We start from the raw sequence: 20,097 nt of genomic DNA on the forward strand, positions 1-20,097 counted from the left end.
GTTCTTTTTCATTCACACACTAGAAGGCAAGCTATGAGCCAACCACGCAAAGCGATCATCACCGGCGTATCCGGACAGGACGGCGCCTATCTGACCAAGCTGCTGCTCGACAAGGGCTATCACGTGACCGGCACCTACCGGCGCACGAGTTCTGTCAACTTCTGGCGCATGCGTGAGCTTGGCGTGCTCGATCATCCGAATCTGCGTCTGGTCGAACACGACCTCACCGACCTCGGCTCGACGCTGCGTCTGCTCGACGGCACCCAGGCCGACGAGCTGTACAACCTCGCCGCGCAGAGCTTCGTCGGCGTGTCGTTCGACCAGCCGGTGACCACCGCCGAAGTGACCGGCGTCGGCGCGCTGAATCTGCTCGAAGGGCTGCGTATCCTGAGCCCGAAGACGCGCTTCTACCAGGCGTCGACCTCCGAGATGTTCGGCCTCGTGCAGGCGGTGCCGCAACGCGAAAGCACGCCGTTCTATCCGCGCAGCCCGTATGGCGTCGCGAAGCTGTTTGCACACTGGTCGACGATCAACTTTCGCGAGTCGTACAACCTGTTCGCGAGCAGCGGCATCCTGTTCAATCATGAATCGCCGCTACGTGGCCGCGAATTCGTCACGCGCAAGATCACCGACACGGTCGCGAAGATCAAGCTCGGCAAGCAGGACGTGCTCGAACTCGGCAACCTGAGCGCACAGCGCGACTGGGGCTTCGCGCTCGAATACGTCGAGGGCATGTGGCGCATGTTGCAGGCCGACGCGCCCGATACCTTCGTGCTCGCGACCGGCCGCACCGAAACGGTTCGCGATTTCGTACGCATGGCGTTCGCGGCGGCCGGCTTCCAGCTGGAATGGTCGGGCAAGGACGAGCGCGAGACCGGCATCGATGTCGCGACCGGCAAGACGCTGGTGCGAGTGAACCCGAAGTTCTATCGCCCCGCCGAAGTGGACCTGCTGATCGGCTGCGCGGACAAGGCGCGCGACACGCTCGGCTGGCAACCGCAAACCTCGCTCGAACAGCTGTGCCAGATGATGGTCCAGGCGGACATCGCGCGCAACGAGCACCACGAGACGTTCTAACACGGTATCCGTGTGCGGCGGTGTTCGCCGCACACTATCCCGTCAACCCGCCAATTTGCGGAACGTCTCCAACACAGCATCGCCCTTGAACGGCTTGACGATCCAGCCCTTCACCCCGGCGGCCTTGCCGCGTTCCTTCATCGCGGGGCTGCTTTCGGTCGTCAGCATGATCACGTTGACGGTCTTGTTCGCGAGTTCGCCGCGGATTTTCTCGACCATCGTCAGGCCGTCCATGTTCGGCATGTTCACGTCGCTGACGATCAGGCGGATGTTCGAATCCGTCTTCAGCTTCGTAAGGCCATCCTTGCCGTCGATGGCGGTCGCGACGTCCAGACCGTTTTTCGCCAGAAAGCCCGCGACTTCATCGCGTACCGTGCTCGAATCGTCCACCACCAGAATCTTTGCCATAGCCATTTCCTTGCGTCACCGACGCGTTGTATCAAAACAGATCCAGTTCGCCGGACTCGACGAGATCGTCGACATCCACCGTGTTTTCAGAGAAATCTTCGGGGGACCAATTGAGGTTGAAAACGAAACGCTGGTCGATCGACACCGACTGTCCGCTCGCCACGTCGCTCAATCGGTATTGAAACCGCAACTGCGGATTGTCCGAGCCGAACGAGATGTAGCGGTGCTTGTGATTGACGAGCAGAGGCACCTGCACCTGGCTCGCTTCGCGAGCGCTCCGCGCAGCGAGGAACCGGTCCTTGAACGCCCCCCAGATCAGATTCGTCAATTCGCCGAGCACGTTGTTCAGATCGCGAAAGCCCGCTTGCGTCCTGCTCATGCCGGCCTCGCGTGCGGCGCGATCGCGCTCGATCATGCCGAGCAGCGGCTCCTCTTCGGCCTGCATCAACATATAGCCGCGACACCAGGTGCCTTCGAGCGGGATCAGGCTGAACACCTCGCCGAAGATGATGCGATCGCGCACGACACTGGGCGTGTCGCGTTGCACGGTGACGCCGCCGAACAGCGTGGCGAGCCGTGCTTCCGTGATCTCCGCGATACCGCGCACGAGCGCATTCGGGAAGTCGAGGCTGAAGATGTATTGATCGACGGCTTCACGCAGCGCCGTCAGATCGGCCGCATTGAAGTGAGCGCATGCCGCGTTCTTCAACGGCTTCGGAAGCCGTTCGAGCGGCGCGTCGCCGCTCGAACGCAGGATCACCGGCAGTTCGGGGCGCAAGGTACTGATTCGGGCCGCGGTCGTTGCCGCCTGTTCGACCGATCCACCGTAGTTATCCGCCAGCAGAACGCCGCCTAGATCGATATTCGTGGCCAGGACCGAGCCGAGGCGGCTGCTGTCGCGCACCTTCAGCGCTATCAGATTGTGCTCGTCGAAAAAGAGCTTCAGCGCTTGCGCGTGTGCCGGACAGTCGTCGAGCACGAGCACCTTGCTGACGGGCTTGCTGGTATTCATCGTGTTTCAGTCTGCGAATGCAGTGTTGCTAGAAAAGTTCGAGTTCGCCTTCGGCCTCGTCGGCCGTCGCGAGTTCAGCCTTGAAATCGAGTGGCGCCTGCGCGCATACGCATAACGTCACGCCCAGCCGGGCCGCAGCGCCGATCGTCAGTTCGTACGCCCACACGTGATCGGGCCGCAACTCGTCCAGATACTCGATACAGCTGCTGTTCAATTCATACGGCGTCGACATGCCGAGATCGGGGAAATGCTCGACCAGCTGCTGGTTCATGTAGCCGCAGCACAGATTGCCGAGTTCCATCAGCGTTTCCGACAGCGAACGCGTCGTGTCGCCGCTGGCGTAGTACGCGCGCGTCGCTTCGTCCTTGCTGAAATGCAGCACGAACAGCAAACGAAAACCGATCGACGAGATCGTCAGCGCCATCGCGCAAGGTCCGGGCGGATGACCTCGATCCCACCTCGGCACCGCGCTGATCTCGCACGCATCACCCGGCGTCGCGGGCAATCTCGCGCGAGCCGCGTGACAGAAGATGTGCGCGATGCTTTGCAACGCCTGATCGGTAATCACGCTGCGGCCTGCTCTAGCCTGGATTGAAACTGGGTCGCCAGCGCTTCGACGCCGCCGAGCGACGCCGTGATCATCTTGCCGCCGGCCTGGATGTCCTGGAACGTCGCCGCGGTCGTCAGGTCGTTGCGATGCAGGCTCTCCTGATAGCTCTTCGACAGTTCCTGCGAGCGTGACGCGAGCGAGCGCACTTCGCCCGCGACGATCGAAAAGCCGCGACCCGCGGTGCCGGCGCGTGCCGCTTCGATCGACGCATTCAGCGAAACGATCAGCACGTGCTGCACGATCGACGACAACTCCTGGTTCTTCTTGTGCATGTCACGGTTCTGCGACATCAGCGAAATCAACTGTTCGTGCCAACGCTCGAACGTGGTCGTCAGCGTCTTCAGACGGGCGGCCTCGTGCGCGATCCGAGTCGCATGCTGCAGCCATTCGTTGCTGCGCGCGCTCGCGGCGTCGAGGCTCGCCTGCAATGATTCGCGATCCTGCTCGCCCTGTTCGGCCTGTGCGCGCAGATCGGCGAGCATCGCCTCCAGGGCGGCACGCTCGCCGTTGGCCTGCTCACCGACCTTGAAAGCCACGTCGAGTTGCTGCTCGAGGGCCTGCCGCGCGAGCGTGTCGACGCGCTGCGCTTGCGCACTGGCGCGAAGCTTCCGACGATAAAAAATTCCCGTCGCGAGCGCGCAGACGATACCGCCAACGCCTGCGGCCACAAGATAACTTTCAAGCACAACCTGCTCCCATCGCTTCGTTCAATCGGTCAGGCCGTTAGCCTGCCACCGCATCCGTGTCACGCTCGCGCGCTGCATCGACGGACGCATCGAGACTGTCCACCGCCCAGTCCTCGGGGAACGACACGACGGTCTGAAAGCGGCGATAGTCCGCGCCGCGACGATCGTCGGTGAAACGCAATTCGATGCGGCCATGCTCGCGCCGCACGAAATCGCGCACCGCGTCCATGCCGACGCCGCGGCCCGAAATCTCGCTGACGCTCTGTGCGGTCGAAAAGCCTGAACGGAAGATCAGCTCGGCGATCGCTTCATCGCTGAGTGCGGCATCGGCGGCGATCCAGCCGCGTTCGATCGCCGCCGCACGGATCTTCGCGAGCGCGAGACCGCGGCCGTCGTCGCTGATAGTGATCTGCAGCGCGTGATGGTCGACACCCACTTCAAGCTCGATGACGCCGGCCGCGTTCTTGCCATTCGCGATACGCTCGGCGGCAGGCTCGATGCCGTGGTCGACCGAATTGCGCAGCAGGTGCGTGAACACATTGCGCAACGTATCGCTGACCTCGCTGCGCACGCGGTAGCCGTTGTTGTCGATGCTGACGACCGGCGCTTCCTTGCCGAGCTCGGCCGCCAGCGACGGCAGCGATTCGAGCACGCCCGCGAGCGCTTCGTAGATCGATTCGGTGCCCAACAGACGCAGCTCGCGCTGCAACGATTCGCGCATCGACACGAGTGCGTCACGGTCGGCCGGATCGGCGCTTTCGAGCAGGTCCAGCTGCTTCTGGATCAACTCGCGATCGACCATCAGGTAGCGATCGACCGCGCCGTTCTTGCCCGGTCCCTTGCGGCCGAGGCTCACTTCGTTGAGCGTCGCATAGGTTTCGAGCGCGGCCTTCACGCGCTGCAGATCGTCGATCAGAAGCTGCTGGTCCCACGCTTCGCCGCCGTCCGCGCGGCGCAACGCGTCGTACCGCTGTTCGGTTTCGTGGACGACACCGGTCAGATGCTGAAGGCTGTAGGTGCGCGCATTGCCCTTGACGGTGTGCATGTTGCGGAACAGCTCGGCGACGGCCTCGTGGCTCGGCTCATGATGCTGACGAATGATCCGCTCGTTCTCGCTGATGAAGCCCGTCGCGCTTTCGACGAAGTGATGGAACTTCTCCTGGCTCACCGCGAGAATCTCGCCGATCATCTCCAGCCGGCGCTTCTGTTCGCCGGCCTCGGCGGCGAGCGCGCGCAGTTCGGTCACGTCTCGCACGCACAGCATCAAACGCTGCACGACGTCGTGTTCGTCGGTGATCGCCGACCAGCTCAGATCGAGCGTCTTCACGCGGCCATCGGCCATCGGCCTGGCGATCTCGTTGACGAGCAGATGTTGATTGAACTCGAAGTTCATGCTGTCTTCACCGATACATGCGTGCAGCGCCGCTTCGATCTGCGCGAGCTCATCGCTGTTGATACCGGTGCCGCCGAACACGAGATCGAGCAACGGACGGCCCGCAATCTCGCGCGTCTCGAAGATCGCCTCGAGATACGCGGAGTACTCGGGATGCACGACCACGCCTTCGACCACCGTCAGAATCCCCTGCTGCATGTTTTGCAGCATCGCCTGGATGTCGGCGGTCTTCTGCTTCAACTGCAGCGAGCTTTGCTGGATCTTCTCGATCATGCCGTTGAACGCGACGATCGAATGACCGATCTCGTCCATGCGGCCGACCGGCACGCGGCGCGTGAAGTCCTGGCTTGCCGCGATCTCGCTCATCTCCACCTGCATGCGGCTCAGTGGCCGGGTGATCTGGCGATACAGCAGCGCGCTAATCAGCAGCAGCACGACGATCGCCGCGCCGGTCGCGGCGCCGATCGCCGTCGTGGTGGTGGCGAGCGCGCTGTTCAGGTCGTCGATCGCGGCGTCTTTCTGACGGTTCTTTTCGATTCGCAGCGTCTCGACGATGCCTTCGAGTTCATCGCGGTATTGCGCGACGTTCGCGAACAGATATGCCTGCGCCAGTTCGTTCTTGCCGTCGGCCTTCATCTTCGCGGTGTCGTTGACCGCGTTGAAATAGTTCGCGAGGCTGTCGCGCGCCTGGCTCACGAGCCCGCTTTGGGCCTGACCTTGCGCGGCCTTCGCCTGCACGTCGAGCGCCGCGTGCAGCGACGCTTCCTTGCTCTTCAGCAGGTCTCGGGCCTGCGAGACCATGTTCTCGTCAGGCGCATATACGAGCGTCATCATCGCGAGCTGCACGTCCTTGAGCTGCGACACGAGGTCGGCCGACGCGAGCGCGCTCGGCACGACGCCCTGGGTGACCTGCCTGACGTTGGCGGCGCTGTTGCGAGTCTGAAGCACAGCGTATCCACCAATGGCGGATAACGCGACGAGCATCAGAATGACGAGTAGCGTGATGCGGTGACGGATGGTCATCTGAGAATCCCCGAGGTCTGAAAATACAAGGTCCACGCTTTGGGCGGGACGCCCGTGTGTTTTTGTACTTTCGGGCGCGGGGATTATCGTCGCGGATGTGTGACGTCAACGTGACGAAGTCGACGCCGGACCACACGTTTTAGCGTTTCGAAAAATAAGGTCGAAAGATTCGTGAATAAGGGCTGATCTGGGCTCAAGTTCGCAAAAAAAATGCCGTTATTGAGGGCCATTTTTTTCGTTAGCCCACTGCGCTTCAATGCAGTGCGTCTCCCGCGATCGCTTCGGCATACACCGCCGCGACCCGTTTCGCGATCACCGCGTTATCGAAGTGCTCGCGCGCATAGCGGCGGCATGCATCCTCATCGGGCAGCTTTAGCGTGCCGTCAAACGCGCCGGCGAGACCCGCGGCGATCGCCGCTGCACCGGTCTCCGGCAACACCAGATCCGGCGACAAGCCCGCCACCGCCTCAGGCAATCCGCCGACCGGCGTCACCAGCACCGGCGTGCCCGACGCAAGCGATTCAACCGTGATGAGCCCGAAGCCTTCCAGCGCGACCGTCGGCACGACGCTGAGATTGGCCGCGCGATACAGCGCCGCGAGATGCTGGTCGGGCACGAAGCCGAGCAGCTTCACGTTGTGTTCGAGCCCCGCGTCGTCGATGCGCGCCTGAAGCGCGCTTTCGAGCCGCCCCTTGCCCGCGATCAGCAGCAGCACGTCGGGCGCGCTGCGTTTCACCAGCTTCACCGCATCGATCAGATCTTCGAGACCCATGCGCCGCACCAGCCGTCGCACTGCCAGCACGATCGGCCGATCCTGCGGCAATTGCAGACGCAGACGCGCTTCGGCCTGCGTGATCGGCAGATTGAACTGCTCGACATCGACGCAGCCCGGCACCACGCGCACGCGCTCCGGCGAGATGCCGTAGCGCGTCGTCAGGATCTTGCCGAATGCGTCGGACAGTACGATCAGCCGCGACGAACGCGCGTACACCGACTGCTCCAGATAACGCTTCGCGCGCTGGCCGAGCGAATCGGCGCCTTCGACGTGGCTCTCATCGGCCCACGGCCCCTGAAAATGCGACACCTGCGGAATGCCGCGCGTCACGTCGAGGCCCGGAAACGTATAGAGCGCGAAGTGCGAGGAAATCACGTCGGGCCGCGACCTGCGGATCTCGTGGCGCAACGCGCGGCGTGCCGCCATCAGCCGCAACGGCAGCGATTGCGCGGCGGAGCCGAAGCCGTTGATCGCGCCACCGGTATCGGCCGCGACTTTCGGCGAGCCGGCGACGACGCCGCGCACCGCGACGCCCGCGCCCGGCAGCGCGCCGACCAGCGAGTAGTACATGCGGTCGAGGCCGCCCGCGCGTTCGGGAAACCAGTGCATCCCGATCTGCAGTGATTTGATTGAGCCAGTCGTCATGATGGTGTGCCCCTGTGTGTTGCTTGCGGTGAGTTGCTATGTCGTTGCGTGGATTGTGCGGCTCGCGCGTTCATTCCACGCTCTTGCGTCCGGCGAGATGGTTCAGCGTCAGCGCATCGTTCTGCGCAACAACCGTCGCTTCGGTCTGGCTGCGCCGGCGGTTTTCCTGCTGTCCGGCGAGCTGCCGGTACAGCGCGATGTATTGCGCGGCCATGCGCGCCCAGCCGAAGCCGGTTGCGAGCTCGCTCGCGGCCTGGCCCATCGCGCGGCGCGCGGTGTCGTCGCCGGCGAGTTGCGCGACCGCGCGAGCGAGCGCCTGCGGGTCGTCCGGATCGTCGAGCACGATGCCGCACTCCGGCGTGATGATCTCGGCGCCGCCCGCGGTGCGCGCGGTGACGACCGGCAGGCCCGCCGCCATCGCTTCGAGCAGCGACAGGCTCATCGCTTCGTAGCGCGATGGAAACACGAACGCATCGACCGAATGCATCAGTACCGGCATCTCCTTCACGAGCCCGAGAAAATGCACGCGATGCGCGATGCCGAGCGCCTTCGCCTGCTCCGGATACGGGCTGCCCGGCAGAAAGCCGGCCACCGCGATCTGCACGTGCTCGGGCAGATGCTTCAACGCGGCGAGCACGGTGCCGAGATTCTTGCGCGGGGTGCGCAGATCGCCGACGAACAGCAGCAGGAACGCATCGTCCGGTAACCGAAACTTCGCGCGATCGCCGCTCGCCGCCGCGAAGCCCTGCGTGTCGACGCCGTTGTAGATCACGTCCACGCGATTGCGCGGCGTGAGGCCGATCGCGCGGATTTCGTCGGCGACCTTCTGCGACACCGCGGTGATCACCTTCGAGCGCCGGTACGCCCAGCGTTCGAGCAGCGCATTGCAGCGCGTATAGACCGACTGGTACGCGGACCACACGCCCTTCGTCAAACCGAACGGGTAGTACTTGCTCGCGAACCAGCCGCTATGCACGAAATGCGAGGTGTTGACGTCGGCGCGCATCCACGTGATGAAGCCGTTTACGTGCAGCACGTCGTAGTCGCGGCGATGCGCGCGCAGCCATAGCGCGCTCTTCAGCGCGAACACCTGTTGGCGCAGTAGATTAGTCGGCCACCAGCGGCCTATCTTCACCGGCGCCCAGCGCACGTTCGGATGCGCGAGCAGCTCGGGCGCCACGTGCGACGCGACCAGCGTCACACGGATGTTCTCGTCGAGCGCCGCGCGCGCGATCTCGTGATTGACGCGCCCCTGGCCGTCGTTATGACGCACTACGTGCGTGACTATGGCGACTCTCAATCCGTGCCTCCGTGGAGAAATAGCGTGCGTGCGCGGTTCATTTTTTCGTAGTGAACCGCGGAAAGAATCGAAAAAGCGCTCATGAAAAGCAGCAGGCCGCCGGTGCCGACCAGCGAGTTCGTGAACACGAGCATCGCGAAGGTCGCCAGACAGAGGCTCAGGCACGCGGAGACGAACTTGTCGTCGCGCAGCCTGAACGACGCGAGCACCGCGCGCGTCAGCAGCCACACGATGCCGGACATGTACAGCAAGGTGCCCGGCCAGCCGAGCACGAACGGAATGTTCATCACGCCACTGTCGAAGTTGCCGTACTGCCCGAGCTGGCCGCCGTCGTTGGAGAGCTTCGTCGAGGTGCCGGTCGCGCCCATGCCCTCGCCCGACACGTCGGTAAACGCGGTCTTCGCGAAGCTCGCGTAGAACTCGTTGCGGGCCGCGTAGCTCTGGTCGTCGTGCAGATTGACGATCGTGTTCAGGCGCGCCTGCATCCGTTCGGCCACCGGGCCGACCGCCAGCAGCGGCACGCAGAAGCCGGCGAGCAGCACCGCGCTCGCGACGATGCGCACGCGCACCTTGTTGTTCGACTTCACCAGCTGGATCAGGAGCGCGATGACCCAGCCGCCCCACGTCGAGCGCACGAGGCTCAACGCGAACGAGAAGAAGCCGAGCCCGGCGGCGATCCAGCGCACGCGATGCTGCGCGGCCATCACGAAGACCATCGCGCCCATCATCGCGAACGCGAACGGGCCCGACGAATTCATCGTGCTGAACACGCGCACGCCCATCGGCACCGGGTCGCCCTGCGAGTTCATCTGCGAGCCGAGCATCCACAGCACGTCCCATGGCGGCATGATGAAGAACTGGATCAGGCCGTAGCCGCCCATCACCAGCATGCCCCAGATGAACGTGTTGATGATCGTGTCGCGGTACTGCGGATACTGGCGCGTGTGCGCCATGATGTGAAAGCCGATCAGGATCGGATAGAGCCAGTTCGCGAGGTCGTAGGTGGCCGCGAGCGGGCCGCTCGACATCACGCCGATCAGGAACGCGTAGACGAGGCCGAGCAGGATCAGCAGCACCGGCAAACCACGGCGCTGCGCGAGCAGCCGGTAGTAGCGCAGCAGCGACAGGCCGCTGATCATCGTCACGGCGAGCGGCGCGACCTGGATCAGGCTGGTCGGCGTGAACGCGCCCTTCGACCAGTCGGCGAGACGCCGCACTTCGGGGCTCAGAAACCACAGCCACCACATGAAGCCGATATAGCGCGCCGGGCTCTTGAAGTAGAGCCACAGGCCCGTCACGATCGCGAGCACCGGAAACGCGAGCGTGAGCACCGTGCCCTGATGCGCGACGATCAGCACCGCGGTGATCAGCCACAGCAGCAGCGGCGGCAGCCATTCTCGCCTTGCGCCGGACAGCAACCCGCTCGCATTGGTTTGCCCGGCACCGGCGTTGACCGCGCCGGTCGGCGGCAATGGATTCGCGCGCGGAATCGTCGACATCGCTCAGAGGCCTCCGCGCGATTCGCGCGCGGGTGCGGCGCGTTGCTCGTGTCTGGCCGCGGCCGCATGCGCGCTCGCCGGCCCGCGCGCGCTCAGCATCTCGCGCGTGATCCGTACGTGTTGCATCGCATAGTGCTCGGTGGTCAGATCGCGCGCGAGCAGACCGGCTGCCGCTGCCTGCGCCTGGCGCAGCGCCTCGGCGGGCTCGGCGGCGAGCCGCTCGACCGCGGCGCGCAGCGCCTCAGGATTGAATGGCGGCACGTAGGCGGCTTCGTCGGCGGGAAAATAATCGCGCAGCGCGCCGACGTCGGTCGCGACCATCGGCTTGCCGACCGCCGCCGCTTCGAGCATCACGGTGATGCCCGACGCGTGCGAGTTCGGCCGCAACGGCACGACGATCACGTCGGCCCAGTCGTACAGCTCGTGCTGCTTCTTGATGCCCGAGAACAACGCGATTTCGACGTTCGACGCGCGCAGCGACGCGGGAATCCGCCGCCGTGTCGCGAGCTTGACCGTGTAGCGCGGATCGTTGCCGAACGCCTTGATCAGCGTCTCCCAGTCACGATCGCGATCGTTGCCGATCGCCGCGATGCGCAGCGGCGTGCGCGGCGCCCACTGCGTCGGCGCATTGACCGGGAAGTCGCGCGTGTTCAGGCCATACAGCAGCGGCGTCGCGTCGCGGTGGAAGTAGTCCTGGCACAGCTCGGCGTTTGCGCTCGCGAGCGTGGTCAACCTGTCCGCGCGAGTCATCAGCTTGCGATACAGCCAGCTGCGCACGATGCCGTACGACGGCCACTTATCGAGCAGCCACACGCTTTGCGCGAGCAGCAGCGGCGACCCGCCGGGGCCCGCCTTGCGGCCGCACAGCAGCAGCATCAGCGCGGCGGACAGCCACTCCTGCTCGGTATGCGTCCAGATCACATCCGAGCGCAGCATCTCCGTGCGATTGCGCCACGTATGGATGAAATCGAAACCGAGCGCGGCCTTCAGCGCGCGCCGCACGAGCCGCACAGGCCGGCTTTCGCGCGCATCTTGCGAATAGGTCAGCTCGAATGCTTCGGACTCCGCGTGGTGATAACCGTACAGGCAGCCGATGTCGTCGCCCTTGCGATAAAAGCGCGGATCGGCGCCGTAGAACAGATGAACGTGAACCTTGGTACTCATGCGGACACTCCGCTCTTCGACAGCGCGCGCCGCGCCTCATGGGCGCCCGCGCGTACCTCGCGCCAGCGCGACAGCTGCAACTGCGCCTGTTTCGACAGCAGCGCGAGCGCCGCATGCGTGAGGCCCGGATAAAGCCGTGTGCCGACCAGCGTCCACCACCACCACGCGGCTTCGCGGCGCAGCGGCGGCAACTGGTCGCGCAGGATCAGATGGAAGTTGAACGCGGCGTTGCGCAGCGCGGCCATCGTCTGCGCGTCGCGTTTGTCGTCGTCGAAACGCTCGGCGGGGAAATGATCGACGGCGACCTGCGGGTCGTAGACGAGCTTCCAGCCCGCGTTTTTCACCGCGAGACTGAACGCCATGTCGTTGTGGACCTGCGCGCCCGCGCCGCGCAAACGCGCGTCGAAGCGGATCGTGCGCACCGCGTCGCGCCGGTAGCTCATGTTGGCGCCCTTCAGGATGTCGACTTCGCGCGCAGCACCGACCCCCAGGTGATGATTGCCGATGATCTTGCCGTGCGCGGTCACCTTGCCGACCAGCGGCCGCTCGCCGTCGAGCACGCGGCCTTTCTCGTGCACCCAGTCGCGCCCGCCCAAGGCGCCCAGGCGCGCATCGGCTTCGAACGCGGCGGCGATGCGCTCGACCCAGTCGCGGCGCGGCGCGGCGTCGTCGTCGGTGATCGCGATCACGTCGCCGCTGGCGGCATCGAGCCCGCGATTGAGCGCCGCGACCTGGCCGGGTATATCCACCGGTGCGATCACCAGCGGCAGGCGGCCGGCTGTGGACGGATCGCGCAGGCACGCATGGGTCGCGTCGTCGTCGACGCGTGCGACCACGATCACTTCGTCGGGCGCACGCGATTGCCGCTCGAGCGCCGCGAGGCAGCGCGCGAGATCGGCCGGGCGGCGATAAGTCGGTACCAGTACCGTCAGTTTCATCGTGATGTCCTCGGTTCCTGTTGTGCAGAAGTCGGCGCTTGATTCCGGTGCGCGCCTCACGTGCTCAGGTATTCCTGGGTCGCCGCGTAGCCGCGGTCGTAACCGACCCGCGAGCGCGCCGGCATGCCGTTGAAGATGCCGCCCTGCACGTGCACGCCCGCCGCGCGCAGGCGCTTCAGCGCATCGGCCAGCTCGATCTCGCTGTGCATGCCCGAGCGCATCACGAAGAACGTCGAGCCCGCATACGCGCCGATGATCGATGCATCGGTCACCGCGAGCACCGGCGGCGTGTCGATCAGGATCACGTCGTAGCGCTTCGCGAGCCCGTCGAGGTATTGCGGCAGACGCGGCGACATCAGCAGCTCGGACGGATTCGGCGGACGGCGGCCGCACGAAATGAAGCTCAGGCCCTCGACGTTCGACGGGCGAATCGCCTCTTCGAGCGAGATCTGCCCGCTCAGCAATTCGGACAGGCCGTTCTCCTGCACGCCGCCGACCTGACGTTCGAGCGCGCCGCGCCGCATGTCGCCGTCGATCAGCAGCACGCGCTTGCCCGAATGCGCGAGCAACATCGCGAGGTTCACGCTGAGGAAGCTCTTGCCGACGCCGGCCATCGGACCCGTCAGCATCACGATGCGGTTGCGCGCGTCCATCAGCGTGAACTGCATCGCGGTGCGCAGGCTGCGCAGACTTTCGATCGTCACGTCCTTCGGCCGCGCATTCGCGAGCACCGGACGGAGGCGTTCGCCGCCGCGCGCGTAGCTGTTTTCGAGCTGCACCTGCTCGGCGCTTTGCGGCACGAGGCCGAACACCGGCAGATGGAACGCGCGCTCGACGTGATCGGGGTCGTCGATGCCCTTGAACAGATTGCGGCGCAGGAACACGAAACCGGTGCCCGCGATCAGCCCGAGAATCACCGCCGCCGACATGATCAGCATCTTCTTCGGCTTGACCGGCGCGCCGGGGCGCAGCGCCGCGTCGACGATATGCACGTTGCCGCCCGTGCCCGCCTTCTGCACGGACAGTTCCTGCACGCGATTGAGCAGCAGCACGTAGATGTCTTCGGCGACCTTGGCGTCGCGCTGCAACTGCACGGCCTTTACTTCGGTGGCCGGCAGATCGCGGAAACGGTCCGCGTATTTGGTGCGCTGCGCCTGCAGCTCGGCCATCTGCTGACGCGCGGCGACGAGCGTCGGATGGTCGTCGCCGTAGCGCTCGGCGAGCTGCGTCATTTGCAGACGCAACGCGGCGATCTGCTGCTCGTACTGCACGCTGCCTTCGAGGTAGACCTTCGCCTCTTCGCTCGCGTTGATCGAGCCGGACTGACGTTGATAGGCGGTCAGCGCGGCTTCCGCGCGTTCGAGGTCGGCCTTCAGGCGCGGCTCCTCGCTCTTCAGGAAGTCGAGCATCTTGCTCGCGTCGGCCTGCTTGTTCGACACGTGCTGCCGCAGATACGACTGCGCGAGCGCATTGGCGACCAGCGCCGCATGCTGGGGACTCTTGTCCTCCAGAGAGATCTGGATCACGCCGGTCTGCTTGCCCTGCTCCTGCACCGTGATCGCCGACTGGAACGCGGTGATCGCGTCGAGGTCGTTCGAGCGCACGATCGTGAACTCCTGCCCGGGGCGCGCGACCAGCTTGTTGACGACCATCGTCACGCCGCCGCCCTGCGCCTGCTGGCCGACCTCGCCGCGCAGCAGCAGCGAGCCGTTCGGCGCGAACAGCTCGTAGTGCTGCGCGTCGATCACGCGCAGCAGCAGCTTCTCGCCTTCGAGCGACGGCGTCACGTCGATCGAATCGACGTCGACGTTTTCACCGCCCCATGCGTATGACGTGAGCCCCAGCCACGCGCGCGCGGGCTGGCCCGGCGTCGCGAGGCGCGCGGCGATGTTGCCGAGCAGCGGGATCGTCTTCGGCGTCACGCTGAAGTTCAGCTTCAGCTGCTGCACGACCGGGGCGACCACGCCACGGCTCTTGATGATTTCGATCTCGGCGTCGGTCGGCAGCGAGGTCGAGCCGCTGGTGATCGCGGCGCCGGTCTGCGTTTGCGTGAGCGCCTGCGACAGGCTGTCGGACGGCTCGACGCGTACGTGCGCATCGGCCGAATAGGTCGGCTTGGCGAGGTAGCAGTACGCCACCGCCATCGTGACGATGACCGCGGTGATCGCGAGCAGCCACCAGATATCGTCGAGGATCACCTGCACCAGTTGTCCGAGGACGACGTCTTCTTCTTCGGTCTTGATCGGACCAGCCATGTGTGGAGAGAGTTGATTGCTCACTGTTCCATCCCGTGTCGTTGGCTTCGGCTTTCGCGTCAGCGGTACTTCTGCTTTCGTTGCGCGTCCCGCGCCGGCGTCTACAACAGCGGCGCGGGACGTTACAGCCGGAACGTTCAGCGCGTCAGCTGCTTCAGATAGAACAGCGTCTGCACGCTCGGCAGCACCTGCTGCAACACGCGGTTGAACGTGGTCGATGCGGCGGTGCCCACGTACACGACGTCGAGCGGCTGCAACTGGAACTGCGAAGACAGCATGATCGAGTCCGGCTGCGTCATGTCGAGGCGGAACACCTCGGGCGTGGTCGGATGCTCGCGCATGCCGCGCATCACGAAGATCTGGCGCGGATTGGCGTCGGTGTTGAGGATGCCGCCGCCCTGCGTGAGCGCATCGGCGATCGTCATGCGGCCGCGGATGATCGGCACCTGGATCGGCGTCTTCACTTCGCCCATCACGAAGATGCGGCTGTCGGTGCGGTCCGGCACATTGACCACGTCGCCGTTCTGCAGCATCACGTCCTGCGTGGTATCGCCCTGATCGAGCATGCGATCGGCGTTGAGCACGTAGAGCTTGTGGTTGCGCGTGAGGCGCACGCGCTGGATGTCGGCGTCCGGGTTGGTGCCGCCCGAGCGCGTGATCGCGTCGACCAGCGTCAGCGGCACGTCGCTGACCGCGAGCGGTCCCGGCTGCTTCACTTCGCCGGTGACCTGCACCTTCTGGCTGCGATACGACAGCACGCGCACGTCCACCTGCGGATTGCGGATATAAGGCACGAGGCGCGCGGCGAGCTGATCGCGCAGCTGGGTCGTGGTCTTGCCCGCGGCCTGAATGCGGCCGACGAACGGGAAAAAGATCGTGCCGTCGGCAGCGATGGTCTGGCCGTACGGATCGGCCTGGCCCGGCAACGCGGCCGTATACGGCTGCTGCAACGCGCCCGCGATCGTCTGCGTGGTGTTGCCGCCCGAGGACAAGGTGCTGCCCTGCGGCGTGGTCAGCTCGGGGTGATCCCACACGGTGATGCCAAGAATGTCCTGCGGCGCGAGGTGGTACACGTACAGCGACGGATCGGACAGCGCCGACGGCGGCAACGGCTCGGTTTTCGCGGCGGCGGCTTGCGCCTGCGCCATGATCAGCTTCGCGTCGATCAGATGGACCGGATAGGTTTCGCTCGGCGCCTGATCGTTGTCCTTGAGCCGGGACGTGTCGAGATAATTGCCCGGTGCGGTCGCGCAGGCCGACAGAAAAGACGTCAGCAGAAGTGATACGGCGAGCTTCGTGCGCAAGCTCGCGAATGAGTTTTCGTTGCGGGGTTTCGTCAGCATATTTTTTTCAGCCATCCCATGACCAGATGTTCGATGAGCACGAGACTCTCCCTGTATTCGTCTTCCGCGCCGCCGTGCGGATCCGCGACGTCCGAATCGGCTTCCCACTTGCCGAGCGGATAGACCTTGCCGCGCGCGGACGGATCGAGCGCTTCGACCTTGCTCACCTGCGCGCGCTCGCTCACCAGCACGAGATCGGCCGCGCGCACGAGCGAGCGGTCCAGACGCCGCGCGTGATGGAGGCCGGCCGCGACGCCGCGCTCTTCGAGCAGGCGCCGCATCACCGGGTCCATGCCGTGACCGTTCACCGCGCGAATGCCCGCCGAATGAAACGCGATCGGCGCGGCGCCCGGGGGCGGCGCGCGCGCCTGACGCGCCTTGAACAGCATCTCCGCTGCGGGCGAGCGGCACACGTTGGCGTGGCACACGATCAGAACGTTGGCGAACATGGCGGATTTCCTCGCGCGGCGGCGGTCGCAATGGCCTCAGCGGCCGGAGGTTTCCGCGGTGGCGAGATCCGCCGCATGTATCGCGCTGTTCGCGCCGACCCGTGCCGGCGCATTGCGCAACGCATGCCGCCGGCCGATCGCGTGGTACTCGATGCCGAGTTCGAGCAGCACGTCCGGCTCGTACAGATTGCGGCCGTCGAAAATCAGCGGCGTCTTCAGCATGCGCTTCAGCGCATCGAAATCAGGGCTCTTGAAGACTTTCCATTCGGTCAGGATCACGAGCGCATCGACGCCGCTCGCCGCTTCCATCTCCTCGTTCACGAACGACAGGCGCGCATGCTGCTGCGGCACGTCCTTCAGATCGAGCGCGAGCACCCGCTTCGCTTCGTCGATCGACACCGGGTCGTAAGCCTTCACGCGCGCGCCGCGGCGCAGCAGTTCGGCGATCAGCTCGCGGCTCGGCGCCGCGCGCATGTCGTCGGTGTTCGGCTTGAACGCGAGACCCCACACGCCGAACGTGCGGTCCGACAGATCCTCGCCGAGACGCGCAACGATCTTCTGCGCGAGGACCTGTTTCTGCGCGTCGTTGACCGCTTCCACCGCTTCGAGAATGCGCAGGTTCGCGTCGTGATCGGCGGCGGTACGGATCAGCGCCTGCACGTCCTTCGGAAAGCACGAGCCGCCATAGCCGCAACCCGCGTACAGAAAGTCGTAGCCGATGCGCGGATCGGAGCCGATGCCGCGGCGCACCGCCTCGATATCGGCGCCGACGCGATCGGCCAGATTCGCGAGCTCGTTCATGTACGAGATGCGCGTCGCGAGCATCGCGTTGGCCGCGTACTTGGTGAACTCGGCGGAACGCACGTCCATATACAGCGTGCGTTCGCGATTGCGGTTGAACGGCGCATACAGGCGCTTCATCAGCTCGCGCGCCTTTTCGCCGGGCACGTCGTCGTCGCAGCCGAGCACGATGCGATCGGGCCGCGTGAAGTCTTCGACGGCCGCGCCCTCCTTCAGGAACTCCGGATTCGACACGACCGAGAACATCTGCTCGACGCCGCGCGCGGCCAGCTCGGCGGCGACCACTTCGCGTACGCGCGATGCGGTGCCGACCGGCACCGTCGATTTGTCGACGATCACCTTGAAGCCGTTCATATGGCGGCCGATGTTGCGCGCAGCCGCGAGCACGTACTGCAAGTCCGCCGAACCGTCTTCGTCGGCCGGCGTGCCGACCGCGATGAACTGGATGTCGCCGTGCGCGACCGCGGCCTCGACGTCGGTGGAAAACGTCAGGCGCTTCGCGCGGCGATTGCGCGCGATGATCTCCTGCAGACCCGGTTCGTGGATCGGCACGCCGCCGTTGTTGAGCACGTCGATCTTGCGAGCGTCGACGTCGAGACAGAACACGTCGTGGCCGATGTCGGCCAGACACGCGCCGGTCACGAGGCCGACATAGCCGCTACCGATGATCGTCAGGTTCATGGATTGCACCTCGATAAATAGAGTGGATTCAGGAATGCGCTCGCGCGATGCGTGGCATCGGCGCGGCCCGGCGCGCCACGTTCAATAGGCGTTGCTGCCTGCGAAGCCCTTCCACAGCGTCAGCACGACGATCTTGATGTCGAGCCAGAAGGTCCAGTGCTGCATGTAGTACAGATCCAGCTTCACGCGGCCCATCATCTTTTCGATGCGGTCGGTTTCGCCGCGATAACCGTTGATCTGCGCCCAGCCGGTGATGCCCGGCTTGATCCGGTAGCGGTGCATATAGCCCTTCACCAGATCCTTGTAGATGTCGTCGTGCTCGAGCGCATGCGGACGGGGACCGACCACCGACATCTCGCCGCGCAGCACGTTGATGAACTGCGGCAGCTCGTCGAGGCTGGTGCGGCGCAGGAACGCGCCGACCGCGGTGATGCGCGGATCGCGCCGCGTCGCCTGGGTGATCTGGCCGGCCGCTTCCTTGTGGACCTTCATCGAGCGGAACTTGAAGATCTCGAACTCACGGCCGTCGATGCCCTTGCGCCGCTGGCGGAAAAACACCGGCCCCGGCGAGCTGAGCTTCACCATCAGCGCGATCACGAGCATCAGCGGCGACAGCGCGAGCAATGCGGCGAGCGCGAACAGGCCGTCGAATACGCGCTTGGGCAGCACGCGGAGATCGGTGATCGGCGAGGCGGCCAGGTTGATCGCGGGTACGCCGAGCAGCTCGACCATCGGCTGATTGAACAGCGTCAGGCTGCCGACGTCGGGGATGAAGCGGATGTTCACGAAGTCGTTGCGCAGATCCATCACGAAGCGATGGATCGCCTTCTCCTTCGAGATCGGCAGCGCGAGCCACAGCTCGCGGATCGAGCGCTCGCGCACCAGTTCGATCATGCGCTGATAGTCGCGCTCGACCGGCACGCCCTCGACCGCATGCGCCGCGTCCGGGTCCTCATATGGATTGATCGTGCCATCCTCGTCGAACACGACGACGGGCGTGAAGCCCGCTTCCGGCCGGCCGCGCATCTGTTCGATCAGGAAGCGCCCGTAAGGCGAGCCGCCGACGATTGCGACCGCGCGCTGATTGAAGCCCTCCCGGCGCAGCCCGCGCAGGATCGAATAGACGATCACCTTCGTGACGACCAGCAGCACGATCGAGGCTAGCGCCCAGTACACGAGCCACAGTCGCGACAGGCTGTCGGCGCGGTGCACGCTGAAGCTGATCAGCACGCCGGTCACTTCGACCATCAGCCAGCCGCCCGTGACGCGCGACAGCAGATCGTAGAGCGGCTTGCCGCGCCACGACTGATAGATGCCGAGCGCCGGGAAGAACACCACCACAAGCAGGCAGCCGAACGCGAGCGACACGCTTTGCATATCGTCGAGCCATACCGCTCTGCCGCTGTGCACGGCCGCCGCCACCATCGCGGCGAGCGCGACCATGGCTATGTCGATGATTCTCGCTAGAACGCTCAGCATGCGCCGCCCCTCTGTTCGTCAGTCAAAGTGCGATCCGTCGGTTGGTTGAAATGGGTGTTGCATGCGGGTTTCATCATTGCGCCTTTATTTCGCATTTGCCTCGCGGCTGAATGGGACTAAATACGAAGGAATAGGCCGACGCGGAAAAGCCGCGGCTGAATGAGTGAATACCCTTGTACATACCTCAATAAAGCGGTATTAAAATTCGCACGACAAGACCGCAAAAAATCTCAAATTGTATCGGGCATAATTTCGGCATTTTTTATGCATTTTGAGCAGCAATTTTTGCCGGAATGCGGCTCGACAGCGGTTTCCGAGCAGCACATTCGAGCCCTTCGCCAGCGAAACTTGCGCTTTTCCCAACAGGTCTGCCGGTGACACCCGGCTCCATGGGTACGGTCATTCTTGCGCATCATTAAGCGAAAAAAATGCTTATCGATTTTTTTCCGGTAATTTTTATTTTTGAATCAATCGGCGACGCATTTTTTCCGCATTTTTAATAAATTCGACGCGCACTTAATCCTATTTTATTTAACGCGCTTTTATTGATTCTGGACTT

Annotated in this window: 16 protein-coding genes; 1 reads left to right on the forward strand and 15 read right to left on the reverse strand. The window is 64.6% G+C overall.

What is annotated here, in order from left to right; all coding sequences use genetic code 11:
* The first annotated feature begins 33 nt into the window (after window positions 1-33).
* Window positions 34-1,077, forward strand: coding sequence for a GDP-mannose 4,6-dehydratase (gmd, locus tag AB3X89_RS28470; RefSeq protein WP_368586267.1), 1,044 nt, complete (start codon window positions 34-36; stop codon window positions 1,075-1,077).
* Window positions 1,078-1,119: 42 nt separating this feature from the next.
* On the opposite strand, the gene AB3X89_RS28475 is transcribed toward gmd, so the two are convergent.
* The 15 genes from AB3X89_RS28475 to AB3X89_RS28545 form a co-directional block, all read right to left on the reverse strand.
* The gene (locus tag AB3X89_RS28475) at window positions 1,120-1,485 is read right to left on the reverse strand and encodes a response regulator (RefSeq protein ID WP_018431965.1); all 366 of its coding nucleotides are present in this window, start codon (window positions 1,483-1,485) and stop codon (window positions 1,120-1,122) included.
* Between the two features lie 31 nt (window positions 1,486-1,516).
* Window positions 1,517-2,497, reverse strand: a complete 981-nt coding sequence (locus AB3X89_RS28480) for a chemotaxis protein CheX (RefSeq protein ID WP_368586268.1) — start codon at window positions 2,495-2,497, stop codon at window positions 1,517-1,519.
* A gap of 28 nt (window positions 2,498-2,525) precedes the next feature.
* The gene (locus tag AB3X89_RS28485; protein WP_368586269.1) at window positions 2,526-3,065 is read right to left on the reverse strand and encodes a hypothetical protein; all 540 of its coding nucleotides are present in this window, start codon (window positions 3,063-3,065) and stop codon (window positions 2,526-2,528) included.
* Entirely contained in the window at window positions 3,062-3,793 is a 732-nt protein-coding gene (locus AB3X89_RS28490; RefSeq protein WP_368586270.1) for a methyl-accepting chemotaxis protein, read from the reverse strand. The genes AB3X89_RS28485 and AB3X89_RS28490 overlap by 4 nt, the downstream gene beginning before the upstream one ends.
* Window positions 3,794-3,830: 37 nt before the next feature.
* The gene (locus tag AB3X89_RS28495; protein ID WP_368586271.1) at window positions 3,831-6,209 is read right to left on the reverse strand and encodes an ATP-binding protein; all 2,379 of its coding nucleotides are present in this window, start codon (window positions 6,207-6,209) and stop codon (window positions 3,831-3,833) included.
* Window positions 6,210-6,462: 253 nt separating this feature from the next.
* Complete coding sequence (locus AB3X89_RS28500) at window positions 6,463-7,629, reverse strand: glycosyltransferase family 4 protein (RefSeq protein WP_368586272.1); 1,167 nt, start codon at window positions 7,627-7,629, stop codon at window positions 6,463-6,465.
* Window positions 7,630-7,699: 70 nt separating this feature from the next.
* The gene (locus AB3X89_RS28505; RefSeq protein WP_368586273.1) at window positions 7,700-8,929 is read right to left on the reverse strand and encodes a glycosyltransferase family 4 protein; all 1,230 of its coding nucleotides are present in this window, start codon (window positions 8,927-8,929) and stop codon (window positions 7,700-7,702) included.
* Window positions 8,926-10,428, reverse strand: a complete 1,503-nt coding sequence (locus AB3X89_RS28510) for a glucose-6-phosphate isomerase (protein ID WP_368586274.1) — start codon at window positions 10,426-10,428, stop codon at window positions 8,926-8,928. Before AB3X89_RS28510 ends, AB3X89_RS28505 begins: the two co-directional genes overlap by 4 nt.
* A 3-nt stretch (window positions 10,429-10,431) precedes the next feature.
* A complete protein-coding gene (locus AB3X89_RS28515) occupies window positions 10,432-11,592 on the reverse strand; it encodes a glycosyltransferase family 4 protein (RefSeq protein WP_368586275.1) in 1,161 nt (386 codons plus the stop codon).
* Window positions 11,589-12,530 (reverse strand): glycosyltransferase family 2 protein, encoded by a 942-nt coding sequence (locus AB3X89_RS28520; RefSeq protein WP_368586276.1) that lies wholly within the window; start codon window positions 12,528-12,530, stop codon window positions 11,589-11,591. Before AB3X89_RS28520 ends, AB3X89_RS28515 begins: the two co-directional genes overlap by 4 nt.
* A 56-nt stretch (window positions 12,531-12,586) precedes the next feature.
* The gene (locus AB3X89_RS28525; RefSeq protein ID WP_368586291.1) at window positions 12,587-14,785 is read right to left on the reverse strand and encodes a polysaccharide biosynthesis tyrosine autokinase; all 2,199 of its coding nucleotides are present in this window, start codon (window positions 14,783-14,785) and stop codon (window positions 12,587-12,589) included.
* A 137-nt stretch (window positions 14,786-14,922) separates the two neighbouring features.
* Window positions 14,923-16,128 (reverse strand): polysaccharide biosynthesis/export family protein, encoded by a 1,206-nt coding sequence (locus tag AB3X89_RS28530; protein ID WP_368586277.1) that lies wholly within the window; start codon window positions 16,126-16,128, stop codon window positions 14,923-14,925.
* Entirely contained in the window at window positions 16,122-16,577 is a 456-nt protein-coding gene (locus tag AB3X89_RS28535) for a low molecular weight phosphotyrosine protein phosphatase (RefSeq protein ID WP_368586278.1), read from the reverse strand. The genes AB3X89_RS28530 and AB3X89_RS28535 overlap by 7 nt, the downstream gene beginning before the upstream one ends.
* Before the next feature lie 36 nt (window positions 16,578-16,613).
* Complete coding sequence (locus AB3X89_RS28540; RefSeq protein WP_368586279.1) at window positions 16,614-18,059, reverse strand: UDP-glucose/GDP-mannose dehydrogenase family protein; 1,446 nt, start codon at window positions 18,057-18,059, stop codon at window positions 16,614-16,616.
* Window positions 18,060-18,140: 81 nt separating this feature from the next.
* The gene (locus tag AB3X89_RS28545) at window positions 18,141-19,538 is read right to left on the reverse strand and encodes an undecaprenyl-phosphate glucose phosphotransferase (RefSeq protein ID WP_368586280.1); all 1,398 of its coding nucleotides are present in this window, start codon (window positions 19,536-19,538) and stop codon (window positions 18,141-18,143) included.
* Window positions 19,539-20,097: the final 559 nt, after the last annotated feature.

This window comes from Paraburkholderia sp. BR14320 (assembly GCF_040948665.1).
Lineage (GTDB): Bacteria > Pseudomonadota > Gammaproteobacteria > Burkholderiales > Burkholderiaceae > Paraburkholderia > Paraburkholderia youngii.

Excerpts from the sequence above, each read along its gene's own strand:
- gmd (WP_368586267.1), top strand. The coding sequence starts at position 34 with ATGAGCCAACCACGCAAAGCGATCATCACCGGCGTATCCGGACAGGAC.
- AB3X89_RS28475 (WP_018431965.1), bottom strand. The coding sequence starts at position 1,485 with ATGGCAAAGATTCTGGTGGTGGACGATTCGAGCACGGTACGCGATGAA.
- AB3X89_RS28480 (WP_368586268.1), bottom strand. The coding sequence starts at position 2,497 with ATGAATACCAGCAAGCCCGTCAGCAAGGTGCTCGTGCTCGACGACTGT.
- AB3X89_RS28495 (WP_368586271.1), bottom strand. The coding sequence starts at position 6,209 with ATGACCATCCGTCACCGCATCACGCTACTCGTCATTCTGATGCTCGTC.
- AB3X89_RS28500 (WP_368586272.1), bottom strand. The coding sequence starts at position 7,629 with ATGACGACTGGCTCAATCAAATCACTGCAGATCGGGATGCACTGGTTT.
- AB3X89_RS28510 (WP_368586274.1), bottom strand. The coding sequence starts at position 10,428 with ATGTCGACGATTCCGCGCGCGAATCCATTGCCGCCGACCGGCGCGGTC.
- AB3X89_RS28515 (WP_368586275.1), bottom strand. The coding sequence starts at position 11,592 with ATGAGTACCAAGGTTCACGTTCATCTGTTCTACGGCGCCGATCCGCGC.
- AB3X89_RS28520 (WP_368586276.1), bottom strand. The coding sequence starts at position 12,530 with ATGAAACTGACGGTACTGGTACCGACTTATCGCCGCCCGGCCGATCTC.
- AB3X89_RS28525 (WP_368586291.1), bottom strand. The coding sequence starts at position 14,785 with ATGGCTGGTCCGATCAAGACCGAAGAAGAAGACGTCGTCCTCGGACAA.
- AB3X89_RS28530 (WP_368586277.1), bottom strand. The coding sequence starts at position 16,128 with ATGCTGACGAAACCCCGCAACGAAAACTCATTCGCGAGCTTGCGCACG.
- AB3X89_RS28535 (WP_368586278.1), bottom strand. The coding sequence starts at position 16,577 with ATGTTCGCCAACGTTCTGATCGTGTGCCACGCCAACGTGTGCCGCTCG.
- AB3X89_RS28540 (WP_368586279.1), bottom strand. The coding sequence starts at position 18,059 with ATGAACCTGACGATCATCGGTAGCGGCTATGTCGGCCTCGTGACCGGC.
- AB3X89_RS28545 (WP_368586280.1), bottom strand. The coding sequence starts at position 19,538 with ATGCTGAGCGTTCTAGCGAGAATCATCGACATAGCCATGGTCGCGCTC.